This is a genomic window from Leifsonella bigeumensis (genome assembly GCF_039537265.1).
Taxonomy (GTDB): domain Bacteria; phylum Actinomycetota; class Actinomycetes; order Actinomycetales; family Microbacteriaceae; genus Terrimesophilobacter; species Terrimesophilobacter bigeumensis.
Window position 1 is genome coordinate 645,271 of the sequence record NZ_BAABAE010000003.1, and the last position, 12,821, is coordinate 658,091.

The following is a 12,821-nucleotide window of genomic DNA, read 5'->3' on the forward strand; positions in this document are numbered from 1 at the left end:
GTGCCAAGATGGTGGCCATGATGGACACCGGCCGCTACGTGAGCCTCGACGAGAACGAGGTCAAGCGCCTCATCCGTGACAACCCCTGGGGCACCATTGTCACCAACACCGCGAAGGGTCTCGTCGCGAGCCATTACCCGATGCTGTTGGAGGAGGAGGATGCCGACGGGATCAGCATTGTCAGCCACGTCGGCAAACCCGACGACGACAAACTCGAGCTCGGCCAGCACGAAGCGCTCGTCATCATCCAGGGCCCCAACGGCTACATCTCGCCCGGCTGGTACGACAAGATCAACGTGCCCACCTGGAACCACGTGACAGCCCACCTCTACGGTGTGCCCGAGATTCTCACCGACGAGGAGAACTGGGCCGTGCTCGATCGGCTCACCCACCATTTCGAAGACCGGATGCCGCACCCCGTGCTCCTGGAGCACCAGGAGGAGTATGCGCGGGCGGAGATGGCCATGACCGCCGGGTTCCGGATTCGCGTCACCCGTTTCGAAGCCCGCCTCAAGCTCAGCCAGAATCGCCCGCAGGTCGCCGGCCGCATCATCGATGAGCTCGATCACGGCGACAACTACCGGCAACCGGCCCTCGCCGACGAGATGCGGCGCGTGCACACGCCGAAAGAATCCGCGTGACACTGCTGCGGGGCGCGCGACTCCGCGACAGTCTCGTCGATGTGCGCTTCGAGAACGGCCGCATCACCGACATCCGCCCCACCGGTGACGCGGCCGGCACCGCCGACGCCACGGGCGACACCATCGACGTCGATGGCCGCTGGCTGCTGCCCGGCCTGTGGGACCACCACACCCATCTCACCCAGCACTCCCTCACGCTGCGGCGAGTGGACCTCTCCGGCGCTGCCTCCGCGGCCGAGACAGCCCGGACCATGGGAGCTTCCCTCGCGGTGAGCCCGCCCGAGCGGGGCCTGCCTCTCATCGGCGCGGCGTTTCGCGACGGTCTCTGGCCCGACGCGCCCACGGTCGAGCTCCTCGATGCCGCCACCGGTGATACCCCGACAGTGCTCGTGAGCGGTGACCTGCACACCACCTGGCTCAATTCGGCCGCGCTCGCCGCGTACGGGTTCGCGGGGCACCGCACGGGTGTGCTCGTCGAGGACGACGCCTTCGCCGTCACCGCCGCACTTCAGAACGTGCCGGAGTCGACGCTCGACGGCTGGCTTCAGGATGCTGCCGCTCTCGCTGCCGGCCGAGGCGTCGTCGGCGTGGTCGAACTGGAGATGGTCGCCAACATCGATACGTGGCGCCGCCGCTACTCCGACGGATTCGATGGTCTGCGCATCCAGGCCGGCATCTACACGCCCTACCTCGAGGCGGCGCTCGCGGCGGGCCACCGCACGGGCGACGTGCTCGATGGAGAGGGGCTGCTCACGGTCGGGCCGTTCAAGATCCTCACCGACGGATCCCTCAACACCCGCACCGCCTACTGCGTCGACCCCTACCCCGGCACCACCGAGCGGGGCATGCTCACCGTGACGACCGACGAGCTGCTGCCCCTTCTTCGCGCCGCCGTCGGGGGCGGCATCGCCCCCGCCGTGCACGCCATCGGCGACGAAGCCGTGCGGCTCGTGCTCGAGGCGTTCACCATGCTCGACGGCTCGCCTCTTCCCGCGGGAACCCGCATGGAGCATGCCCAACTCGTGCGCACCGAGGACTTCCCTCGGTTCGCCGCACTCGGGGTCGCCGCGAGCGTGCAGCCCGAGCATGCCATGGACGACCGTGACGTCGCCGACCACTACTGGGCGGGACGCACCGGTCGTTCGTTCGCCCTCCGGTCCCTCCTCGACGCAGGGGCCGAACTGCTCCTCGGGTCCGACGCGCCCGTCGCACCACTCGATCCGTGGACGACGCTCAGCGCCGCGGTCACCCGGTCGAGGGACGGCCGTGAGCCGTGGCATCCGGAACAGGCGATCACCGTCGAGGAGGGGATTGCGGCATCCGCCCACTCTGTCGTCGCCGTGGGCGAGGTCGCCGACCTCATCGCCGTCGATCGCGACCCGTACGAGCCCGGCAATCTCGCGGGAATGCCCGTCGCCCTGACCCTTCTCGCTGGTCGCACCACCCACTCGACCCTGTAGTCGGGGGTTATCCCCCGATCGAACCCGGGAGTGCGCAGCATGTCGCCGAGTGGCCGCCGACGCGAGGCTGGGTTCATGACGAATACGACCCAAAACCCGACTTCTGCCACGCTGGAGCCTGTGATCACCACCTCGAGACCACCAGAGACCTACGGTCGACGGTGGCGCACGGTTCCGCGGGAGCTCTGCTTCCACGCCCCGACCATCGTGGTCGTGGCCATGGCGTTCATCGTGCTTTCAACGCTCTTCTCGACTGCGACATCCCTCATCGCCATCGTCGTGGGCATCTTCGTACTCACGGTCACCATGTGGGTCGCCCGCTACTTCGGCGAGCTCGAACTGACCCGCCTCGACTGGGCCGGCATGCCGGCCATTGCTCGCCCGCGTTGGCAGCAGCCGGGGCCCGGTTTCTGGTCCAGGTTCCTGACCCCGCTCGCCGACCCGCACGCGTGGGTGTACTTCATCCACGGCACTGTCGTGAACTTCGTGGTCGGCATCGTCACCTGGAGCGTCGTGCTCACCTGGGTCGCGGGCTCGCTCGGCGGACTCACCTATTGGTTCTGGAGCGCCTTCGTGCCACAGGACGACTTCTACCTCTCCGAGGTGATCGTCTCGTTCTTCACCGCCGGCACCGTGACGGTCGATGGTCGAGCCGCCGAATCGATCATGAATCTCCTGTTCGGCATCGTCTTCCTCGTGACCCTCCCGTATGTGACGCGCGGCCTCGCCCGGCTGCACCACGTCATCGCCAGGGCGATGCTCGGTGCGTGGCGGTCCGAAGAGCTCGCAGAGCGGGTCGGCGAGCTCAGCGCCTCCCGCGGCGCCGCCGCGGCCGCAGAAGGCCACTCGCTGCGCCGACTCGAGCGGGACATCCACGACGGACCGCAGCAACGCCTCGTTCGACTTCAGATGGATCTCGCGGCCGCCGAGCGCAAGCTCGCCACCGATCCGGATGCCGCGCGCGCCCTCATCGAGGAGGCCAGGGTGCGCTCGCAGGAGGCGCTCGACGAGCTGCGCGCACTGTCCCGCGGATTCGCCCCGCCGATCCTCCTGGATCGGGGGCTCGTCGCTGCCCTGGAGTCGCTCGCTTCGCGCAGCACCATCCCGGTGAGGGTGTCGAGTGCGCTCGACCCGGCAGTCGACCTTCCGCAGGAGATCGAACGTAACGCCTACTTCGTGGCGAGCGAGCTCGTCGCGAACGCGGTCAAGCACTCCGGCGCAGGCACGGTTCAGGTCGTCGTGGCACTGCGCAGGCTCCCCGAGCAGGACGAGTGGTGGCTGGATGTCGCGGTGACGGACGACGGCCACGGCGGTGCGACATCCGTCGACGGCCACGGGCTTGCCGGCCTGGAGGAACGGCTGCGCGGGTTGGGCGGCACCCTCGAACTCGACAGCCCGACGGGCGGTCCGACCGTCGCGACCGGTCACCTTCCCGTCACCTATTAGTCGTCGCCGCGCCGAAAACCGACTCGCCGTCCTGGAGACATCCGGGGCGGCGAGTCGGTTTCGGTCGCGGGGAGGCCAGAATCCGAGGCGCGGGAGGCGGTGACGGTTCTCGCGGCCGTAATCTTGAGGGCATGACAGCCCTGCGCGTGGTCGTGGCCGACGATTCCGTGCTGCTGCGCGAGGGGCTCGTCCGCGTGCTCGTCGAGGCAGGGGTCGAGGTCGTCGGATCCTACGGCGACGGCGACAGCATGCTCGCGGCACTGCCGGAAGTGAATCCGGACCTGGTGGTGCTCGACGTACGGATGCCGCCCACCTTTCGTGACGAGGGCGTACGTGCCGCCATCCGGGCCAGGCAGGTGCAGCCCGGGGTCGGCATCCTGCTGCTCTCGCAGTACGTCGAGGTGGCTTACGCGCGCGAGTTGCTCTCCGACGGCAGCGGGGGTGTCGGCTACCTGCTCAAGGACCGGGTCGCCTCACTTGCCGAGTTGCAGGATGCGATCGAACGGATCGCATCCGGAGGCACCGTGCTCGATCCGGAGGTCGTCTCGCAGCTCCTCGGCCGGCGCCACGACCCGCTCGAGTCGCTCACCCCGCGCGAGGGCGAGGTGCTGACACTCATGGCAGAGGGCAGGACGAACGCCGCCATCGCCGAAGCGCTGTTCATCGGGACGGGCGCGGTCGAGAAGAACGTGACTGCGATCTTCCAGAAGCTGGGCCTCGACGACTCGGGCAGCGATCACCGTCGCGTGCTCGCGGTCCTGGCCTGGTTGCAGCGCTGAGCGCTACATCAGATCAGAACGCGCGAGCGGAATCTCGATCGACTTATGACGCGAGTCGACCGAGGTACTCGGTCGCGTAGCCGATCGCCGGCTGGATCTCCGGACGGGGAGCCTCCAGCTGGTCGGTCCAGGCTGTTCCGGTCCACCAACGGAGCATCGGAAGGCCGGTGGGATCCGGGTACCAACCGAAAGGCGGAAGGGTCGGGTGAGGGGTTGAGGACATGATGATTCCTGGGGGTGCCTGCCGCTGGGCGCTTCGGGTGCGGCGAGTGGCTTACCGAAAGCCGGGGGGTAAGTCGGTGTACCCATGGTAGAAGCGTCACGGCAGTTCCGCAGGCCCCCCTTGTGGGGGCAGCATCACCTCAAAGCGGCGAATTTCATCGCAACACTCTTGAGGTTGCGGATTCGTTGCTCATAGCGGGCCGCGAGCACAATTAACAGCACTCCGCCGGCACCCAGCCACAGCCACCACGGCAGGAATTCGTAGGCGGCACGAAGCTGAGGCAGGAACGTCGCGATTCCGTGGATGAGCACGACCACGACACCGATGACGAACGGCGCCTGCAGGCGCCGGACGACCGCGATGACGATCACCGCGATTCCCACCACGCCCAGCCCGACGAGGCGCCAGAGCGGTCGATCATCGATCGTGGCGAAGAGCGAGGGGAGGAGCAGAACGGCGGTTCCGGGTGCGAGCCAACGCCAGCTTCGCGCGGTCGGCACGGCGCCGAGCTCCGTGAAGCCGGTGACCAGCAGCGCGACGGCGATCGGGATGCTCGCGACCTCGACCGGGTGGAGGACATCCATCCATGCGCCCGCCAGGCCGGCGATCGCTGCGAAGACGATCGCGACGACAGCCACGAGCCTGGTCAGCGGCGGCCGGGAGACGAGGAAGGCCACGACGTGCAGCGCCGAGAAGAGCAGCACGAGCGCGATGAGCCGGATGTCGCCGGCCTGTCCCTCCCGAAACGCCGGGGTCTCGAGGGCGAGCACGGCGGTCATCGCCACGAGGCCGAGGGACTGGCTCCCGGTCGCGCGAAGCCGCCCGTTCCCGTCCGGTCGGGTACGCGCCTGCAGGAATGCGGCGACCATGAGCACGAGGAAGACGGCCACGAGCCAGGTGTCCCGTTCGAGCTCGGCGACCGGCAGGAAGAGGGCACGGCCGACCGCGACCACGATGACGCCGATCGCGCCGGCGAGCGCGCACGCATCCGCGGTCCACCGCCACCAGGCGCTGCCGATGACGGCGCTGCCGGCGATGAGCAGAACCGCGGAGATGGCGAACAGCCAGATGGCATAGGTCGCGGTACCGGTCGCCGCGTTGACGCCGAGCGGCAGGAGACTCACGAGCAGTCCGCCGAGGGTGATGAGCGGAGCGGCTTTAGCGTCGCGCGCCGGTTGTTCGCGCCGGGCAGCGCGGGCGATGAGCGCGGCGATGGCGATGAGGGCGAGGCTGAGCGGCACCACGTAGTACTCGAGGTCGGTGACCCGGTCACCGTTCAGGCGCCACCACAGTCCAGCCGTCGCGAGGGCGAGCGCCAGCCAGCCGAGGTGGTGCCGCACCGACCGTGAAGTGAAGAGACCGTCCCCGTCGATCGCGAGCAGGAGCACTGCGACGGCGGCGAGGAGCAGGACCAGCCAGGCGAGTCCGGCATCCGCCCGCACCGCCGTGAGGACGGCGGGGATACCGACGAGGGCGACGCCGAGCTCCCGGGTCCAGCGCGGCGCGGTGGTCGGGCGCAGGGTCGTGACGGTGAGGGCGCCTGCCGCGGCCAGCAGCGCGGCCGTGATCGGCACGACGGATGCCACGAACTCCGGCAGGTCGAGCAGGCGCGCGAAGGAGCTGACCGCGAGATAGAGCGCGGGTGCTGCGGCGATCGAGGCTGCGATGCGTTCGGAGCGCAGGGCCTGGTTTCGACGCAGCCCGAGCCACAGGGCGAGCGCCAGGAGAAGCAGGAGCGCGGTGGCGAGGCTCGTCCAGTACTCGGGAAGGAGGAGGGCGGCGCGACCGGATGCCGGCATCCTCGTGACAAGAATGGTCGCGAGCGGTAGTGAGACGGCGGATGCTGCACCAGCGACCCAGAACTCCACCCGCCGGTCGAGCGCGCTCACCGCGCCATCCGGGATGGCGGCACCGAGCAGGACGACGATGGCGGCGATCGAGGTCAGGACGAAGCGGTTGGCTAGCGCCCACTCCAGCCCGAAGTCGGTCTCGAGCGTGAGCTGATCGGCCACCGAACCGACCGAGAGCAGGGCGAGGGCGATCCCGCTGCCGAGGAGCGCGGCCCTGGCGCCCGGCTGCTTCACCAGGGAGCGAGCGGCGATGAGCATGCCGACGATGACGAGGGTGCCCATCCACCAGGTCGTCGTGGTGGCGAGGCCCACGAGGTAGCCGAGCACCCCGGCGACGATCATGGTGGTGACGAGGATGACGCGATGGCGCGGCCGCACGGCGGCGTGGCCGCGGGTGAGGAGCAGGGCCAGGAGGCAGGCCACGGCGATGAACAGCCAACCAACCATGACGGCCCAGTGCGTGCGGAGCTCCGGAACAGCCACGAGAGCAGTGATGGCGGCGGCCCACAGCACCGCGGTGGATCGCGCGGGGGAGTGCAGCCTGCGGGTGAGAGCCCAGACGATCGCAGCGAGGGCGGTCAGGGCGGCGAGCGCGAGCACCGCCCAGCCGGTGTCGGGGGAGAAGCGGGCCACGGCATCCGTCGGTTCGATCGACCACGGCGGGACCGAGGTGCGGGCCGCGGCGAACAGGGTCGACGCGGCGGCGTGGAAGAGCGGGACGGTGAGGATGAGCGCGGCGACTGCGGCTGCGCACCATGCGGCGATGGCGCCCGAGGTGCGCGGCGCATCTGCGGGTATCCGCGCGGAGATCGCTTCGAGGGCTAGAGCGACTGCTGTAGCGGCAAGAAGCGGCCAGACGAGCCGGAACTGGTCGTCGTCGATGCGCGAGGCGGAGAAGGCGACGGCGGTCGCGATGACCACGCCTGCGAATCCGGAGAACAGCCTCGCGAAGATCCGGTCGACGGATGTCGTGGTCGGGCGGGCGAGCAGGGCCCAGACGTGGCCGGCCCCGATGGCTGCGACGACGAGAGCCGCGATGGTGGGCGCCCAATCGAAGCCCGGGTAGGCGCTGAGGCACAGACTGAGGCTCGCGAGCAGGGCGATCGCGGTGGTGACGAGCACGATCACGCGTTCCACGGTGGCGGGGTCGCTCGGCCGGGCGGCCCAGCGGTGCACGAGCCCGGCGACGGCGATCGAGGAGAAGACGAGCAGTCCGCTCGTTGCAGCACTGAGGTGCTGGGTGAGGCCCGCCGTGAGAACGCCGACCCCGGGGGCGAAGGTCGCGAACCCGGCGATATTGGGGATACGCAGGGCTGAGACGCGGTGCCAGAGGATGAATCCGGCGGCCGCGGCGATGAGGACGATGCCCCAGTACACCGCTGTGTCAGCGCGCTCGGCGTCGAACAGGTTGTTGGCGCGCAGAGCCCAGGCGTCGAGGTAGACGAGCACGACGGCGAAGGCGGCGATGCCCTCGGCGGTGGCAGTGAGATTGCGGCGGCGCAGGAGCGACGCGGCGACGAACGCGGCGACGGTGATCGCACCGATGATGACGCTGCGCCAGACGATGCCGAAGTTGATGAAGGCATAGACGAGGAAGAAGATCGCCGCGACCGACAGCAGCGAGACGCCGACGATGAGCAGCGTGACCTGCACGCTCGAGCGCCGTGGTGCCGCTGCTACCTCTCTCTGCTGATCGAGTAGCCCGTCCGCGTCGGCGGGCTCGTGTATCGAAACTGCCGGAGCCGTGACCGCCGGAGCCGCAACCGGAGCCGCAACCGGAGCCGCCGTAGATGCCGCAACCGGCGCAGCGACCGCCCGCCCCGCCTCGTACCGCATCTTCCCGATGATGGCCACGCGTTCGTCGAGCTTGCCCGCCGCCGCGACCGAGGCCTCGAACAGCTTTGCGGCATCCGGATGCCCGACCTCGAGTCCGCACACCGAGCACACGGTGCTGCCGAGTGCGGCGAAGCAGGCGGGGCACAGGTTCGTGCTGAGGAGGTCCTGCGGGTTGCGCGGGAAGACGATCCGCCCGGCGTATGCGCTGTAGTCGATACCGTCATCGGCCATGGTTGGGCTCCCCCCCGGGGTCGGTGTCGATTCAGAGTAGCGGAGGACGTCATCGTCCTCTCGGCTCGCCTCGCTCCTAAACTGGCGGCATGGGGCATCGATGAGGATCGCGATCACGGGAGGCACCGGTTTCGTCGGAAGGCACCTCACCGAGCGATTCGACCCCGCGGATGTCGTGGCCGTCTCTCGCCGGACGGGCGTCGGCGTCGACGACGTTGAGGCGCTTGCCGCAGCCTTCGAAGGCTGTGAGGTCGTTGCGCATCTCGCCGGCATCGATCGCGAGCTCGGCAAGCAGACCTTCCAGCGCGTGCACATCGACGGCACCGCGAACGTGATCGAGGCTGCGAAGCGGGCGGGCGTGCGCAAGATCGTCTTGCTCAGCTTCCTGCGCGCACGACCGGACAGCGACTCGGGCTACCTCGAGTCGAAGTGGGCGGCCGAAGAGCTGGTCCGGGCATCTGGGCTCGACTACACCATCCTCAAGGCAGGCATGATCTACGGGCGAGGCGACCAGTTCGTCGACCGGTTGAGCCGCACTGCGTACTCGTTCCGCGTGTTTCCCGCGGTGGGATTTCGCGAGAGGCCGGTCAGGCCGATCCCGGTAGGCGACCTCGTGGACATCGCCGTCGCGGCGGTGAACGGGCGCATGTCGGGGGAGACCGTTGCCGTCACCGGTGCCGAGGAACTCCTGCTGAGCGAGGCGTTCCGTCGGGTTGGCCGCGTGGTAGGCAAAAAGGTATGGGTGACGGCGGCGCCGGTCTGGGCGCTGTATGCGGCGGCGCAGTTCTTCGAGTGGACGATGAAGGTGCCGCTCGTGGCGAAGGCCCCGCTACGGATGCTGGCCGAGGGCGTCGTGGATGCCACGCCGCCGGCATCCGCTGTGCCCGACGACCTCACCCCGCAGACGATGTTCACCGACGACGAGATCCGGCGCGCACTGCCGGAACCGGGCGGTTTCGGCTGGAGCGATCTGCGGTTCATCCGCTCGGCGACGCCGAGGTAGCCGGGTTACCCTGTCCCGATGATCACCGACCTGGCTCCGGACGAGATCTTCGTGTTCGGCTCGAACGCGTCCGGGCAGCACGGCGCGGGGGCGGCGCGCACCGCGCTGGAGCGATTCGGCGCGGTGTGGGGCCAGGGCAGCGGCCTTCAAGGGCAGTCCTACGGGATCGACACCATGAGCGGGTTCGAGAAGATCCGAGCGGAGGTCGCGACGTTCCTCGCCTTCGCGGGGGAACATCCGGAGCTCCGATTTCTGGTCACCAAGGTCGGATGCGGCATTGCCGGCTACGTGCCCGCTGAGATCGCGCCGTTGTTCGCGGGCAGTCCGACGAACGTCGTTCTTCCGGCCGAATTCGCGTCGCTGCTCGCCCCACCGGCCCTCGACTGACCGAGCTGCCGGCGTCATGGACGCACACGAAGAACGCGGTGGGGCTCGTCGCCCTCATCCCATTTCGATGATGAGACGGATGCGGTCGCCGCGACGAGTGCCGCGGCGACCGGCCAGGGCTCAGCAGCAGCCAGTGCCGCAGAGCTCGGGCGGACAGGTCAGCGGGTCGCAGCAGTCCTCGTCCATGGTGCACCTCCTCCATCGATCATCGTCGATGAAAGAAGTCTCCGTCAGTACATCGACGATTGTCAATATATGTGCGAGAATTCGTTCATGACGATGACCGAGCTGCTTCCGATCCGCGACCTGCAGGCGTGCTGTGCCCCGATCACGCGCGAGCCGGTGTCGGTGTTGAACGCGGAGAGCCTGGCGGTCTCGCTCAAGGCGCTCGCCGATCCGGCCCGTCTGCGCATCCTGTCGATGGTGGCCGCGCACGAGGATGCCGAGGCATGCGTCTGCGACCTCACCGAACCGCTCGGCCTGTCGCAGCCGACGGTGTCCCACCATCTCAAGGTGCTGGTGGATGCCGGCTACCTCACGCGCTCGAAGCGCGGCACGTGGGCTTACTTCGCGATCGTGCCCGGTTCGCTCGACTCGGTGGCGGGGCTGCTCGCCACAGTGTGAGCTGCGGGACTGTCACAGATCAGGCGGGTCGCGCCACCATGAGCCAGATGATCACGGCGAGTCCGACGCCGCCGACGAGAGCGAGGGCGGTCGGCCGCCAGGATGTCGGGAGCGTTTCGAGCAGCCCCTCCGTCGCGGTGGCTTCGGCCTTCGCCTGGGCGGACTTGGGGATCTTCGCGCCGGTGAGCGCGCGGATGCCCTTGTAGTACGGACTCGCGATCCCGTACATCGCGCCCATGACGAGCACGAGCAGCACGATCGAGACCCAGAGCCACCAGGTGCCCCACGAGTTGGTCGTGAAGCCGAGGATGACGCCCGCGACGATGAGCACGAGCAGGCCGATGTACATGAAGGTGATGCCCCACGAGGAGACGTCCAGCAGGGCGGCGATGCGCTCGCGCGAGGTCTCCTTGCGGAGCCGGAACGAGACGGCGATCGAGGCTCCGTGGCCGAGCACGAAGGCGAAGGAGCCGAGCAGATGGAAGAAGATCAGGGTGGTGTACATCGGCCCAGATTACTCGGCGGGTGACCTCCCGTCACCTGTTGTCTGAAAGACCCGGATGCCGGTTGAGAGCACCTCAGTGGCCGTGCCGGTGATGCGCGTCCGGGTAGTGCTCGTGCGTGTGCGTGAGCGCCTCGTGAGCGTGTTCGTGACGGTGCCACGCTCCGACGGCCGGAACCTCGCCGTCGGCATGGTCGTGCTGGTGATGTTCGTCGTGCGTGTGCCAGTGGTCGTGCACCATCGGCTCGTGGGTGTGCTGGTGTTCGTGGCGCTCGCTGAGGTGCAGCCAGACGCCGATGGCCATGAGGATGGCGGCGACAGCGAGCGGCCAGGTGACCGGCTCGCCCATCGCCACGGCGATGAGGGCGCCGAAGAACGGGGCGACCGAGAAGTAGGCGCCGGTGCGCGCGGTGCCGATGTGCCGCATCCCCACGATGAACAGGGCGAGCGAGACACCGTAGGCGAACAGGCCGACGAGCATCGATCCGGCGATCGCCCAGGCGTTCGGCAGGGTGGCGCCGATCGCGAAGGCGAGGGCGAGGTTGACGGGGCCGGCCACGCCGCCCTTCACGGCGGCGAGCCAGGTGGCGTCGTTCAGGGCGACCTTGCGGGTGAGGTTGTTGTCGAGGCCCCAGCACAGGCAGGCGCCGAGGATGGCGAGTGCGGGCCAGGGCGAGCCGAGGTTCGCCCCGGATGGCACGCTCAACACGACCGCACCGGCGACGATCGCGACCATACCGAGGGCGATGCGGCGGTCGAAGTTCTCCCGGAACACGAACCAGGCGAGTGTCGCGGTGAACACTGCTTCGGCGTTGAGCAGCAGCGAGGCACCGGATGCCGGCATGTTCGCGAGGCCGACCATGAGCAGCACGGGTGCGACGAGCCCGCCGAAGAACACCGCTCCGATGAGGGGCGGCAGTTCGGTGCGGGCGATCCTCACCCGGGGTGCGCGTCGCACGAGCCGCCACACGGCGAGTCCGAGCCCGGAGCCGGTGTAGAGCAGCCCGGCGAGCATCCACGGGCTGACATCGCCGAGGAGCAGTTTGGCGAAGGGGGTGCCGGCCCCGAACAGGATCGCGGAGGCGAGCGCGGCCTGAACGCCGACGTTGCGCAGACTTCGCATGCGGAAACTCCTTCTCGTTACCCATCCAGTATCAGGGCATCGGGGGAGCCCTTGGTCGACGAGCAACTCTGAGCGTGGAGGGGATGACGAGAATCGAACTCGCGTAATCAGTTTGGCAGACCCTCCTGACGGTCCGACCCACCCGACCCACCCGGCCCACCGTCGCCCGTCGTAGCCCTCCTAAGCCCGATCTGGCTCGGAATCTCGGGGGAGTTGTGAGGCGGTAGCCGCGGGCCTTGGGCCGCCTCGGCTCGCCTCGGGCGACGTCTGCGCAGCGCGGGCGCGGGGTTTTCGCGGGGATTGGGGAACCCGCATGCTCAGTTTCCTGCGGAGTCACGCGACCGCGAATCCGAATCGCAGGCGACATCTCAAGTTCGGGGTCGAACTCAGACCAGTCGATTTCCTTGTCGCGCCGGAGCGGCCCAATGGTGATGGGGAAGGTTACGGGCAGCGGGCCGAACTCGTCGCGGTTGGACGTGCCACCCCAGCGGCTAGCGTAAGCGACGGACACGATTTAGCCCTCACGCGGCATGCTGCCTCGGACATATCGAGCCGTACGGAACCTCACCAACTTCCCGACGATGAGCGGGCGACCGGCGCTGGAGGCGGGCCGCTTGAAAGTTACGCGACAGCCGATGTCGAATTGGTTGAGATCATCAACACTGCCGCGCGGGTGGAGCAGATCGCGACCGAACTCGACGCCTCCTACCCCTGGA

11 protein-coding genes and 1 tRNA gene are annotated in these 12,821 nt (G+C 68.7%); 7 read left to right on the forward strand and 5 right to left on the reverse strand.

All coding sequences use genetic code 11. The annotated features are described in order from the left end of the window. The first annotated feature begins 17 nt into the window (after positions 1–17). The 4 genes from ABD678_RS08200 (at position 18) to ABD678_RS08215 (ending at position 4,326) form a co-directional block, all read left to right on the forward strand. Positions 18–641 carry an FMN-binding negative transcriptional regulator gene (locus tag ABD678_RS08200; RefSeq protein WP_344755559.1) on the forward strand — a complete coding sequence of 208 codons (624 nt, stop codon included), beginning with the start codon at positions 18–20 and terminating at the stop codon, positions 639–641. Continuing rightward, entirely contained in the window at positions 638–2,101 is a 1,464-nt protein-coding gene (locus tag ABD678_RS08205; protein ID WP_344755561.1) for an amidohydrolase, read from the forward strand. The genes ABD678_RS08200 and ABD678_RS08205 overlap by 4 nt, the downstream gene beginning before the upstream one ends. A 120-nt stretch (positions 2,102–2,221) precedes the next feature. Then, on the forward strand, positions 2,222–3,547 hold the full coding sequence (locus ABD678_RS08210) for a sensor histidine kinase (RefSeq protein ID WP_344755563.1): 1,326 nt from the start codon (positions 2,222–2,224) through the stop codon (positions 3,545–3,547). Positions 3,548–3,678: 131 nt separating this feature from the next. After that, on the forward strand, positions 3,679–4,326 hold the full coding sequence (locus ABD678_RS08215; RefSeq protein WP_344755565.1) for a response regulator transcription factor: 648 nt from the start codon (positions 3,679–3,681) through the stop codon (positions 4,324–4,326). A gap of 43 nt (positions 4,327–4,369) precedes the next feature. Here ABD678_RS08215 and ABD678_RS08220 read toward each other — a convergent pair whose 3' ends face one another. Together ABD678_RS08220 and ABD678_RS08225 are read right to left on the reverse strand one after the other, a co-directional pair. Further along, the gene (locus ABD678_RS08220) at positions 4,370–4,549 is read right to left on the reverse strand and encodes a DUF2510 domain-containing protein (protein ID WP_344755567.1); all 180 of its coding nucleotides are present in this window, start codon (positions 4,547–4,549) and stop codon (positions 4,370–4,372) included. 134 nt (positions 4,550–4,683) lie between these two features. Beyond that, entirely contained in the window at positions 4,684–8,466 is a 3,783-nt protein-coding gene (locus ABD678_RS08225; protein ID WP_344755569.1) for an SCO7613 C-terminal domain-containing membrane protein, read from the reverse strand. 100 nt (positions 8,467–8,566) lie between these two features. Here ABD678_RS08225 and ABD678_RS08230 point away from each other — a divergent pair, with 100 nt between their 5' ends. The 3 genes from ABD678_RS08230 (at position 8,567) to ABD678_RS08240 (ending at position 10,480) form a co-directional block, all read left to right on the forward strand. Beyond that, complete coding sequence (locus tag ABD678_RS08230) at positions 8,567–9,469, forward strand: NAD(P)H-binding protein (RefSeq protein ID WP_344755571.1); 903 nt, start codon at positions 8,567–8,569, stop codon at positions 9,467–9,469. Positions 9,470–9,487: 18 nt separating this feature from the next. Next, the gene (locus ABD678_RS08235) at positions 9,488–9,856 is read left to right on the forward strand and encodes an A1S_2505 family phage non-structural protein (RefSeq protein ID WP_344755573.1); all 369 of its coding nucleotides are present in this window, start codon (positions 9,488–9,490) and stop codon (positions 9,854–9,856) included. 273 nt (positions 9,857–10,129) lie between these two features. Beyond that, on the forward strand, positions 10,130–10,480 hold the full coding sequence (locus tag ABD678_RS08240) for an ArsR/SmtB family transcription factor (RefSeq protein ID WP_344755575.1): 351 nt from the start codon (positions 10,130–10,132) through the stop codon (positions 10,478–10,480). A gap of 19 nt (positions 10,481–10,499) precedes the next feature. On the opposite strand, the gene ABD678_RS08245 is transcribed toward ABD678_RS08240, so the two are convergent. The 3 genes from ABD678_RS08245 to ABD678_RS08255 form a co-directional block, all read right to left on the reverse strand. Then, positions 10,500–10,985, reverse strand: coding sequence for a hypothetical protein (locus tag ABD678_RS08245; protein ID WP_344755577.1), 486 nt, complete (start codon positions 10,983–10,985; stop codon positions 10,500–10,502). Between the two features lie 73 nt (positions 10,986–11,058). Beyond that, positions 11,059–12,105 carry a DMT family transporter gene (locus ABD678_RS08250; protein ID WP_344755579.1) on the reverse strand — a complete coding sequence of 349 codons (1,047 nt, stop codon included), beginning with the start codon at positions 12,103–12,105 and terminating at the stop codon, positions 11,059–11,061. A 75-nt stretch (positions 12,106–12,180) separates the two neighbouring features. Next, a tRNA-Gly gene (locus ABD678_RS08255) sits at positions 12,181–12,258 on the reverse strand. Between the last annotated feature and the right edge of the window lie 563 nt (positions 12,259–12,821).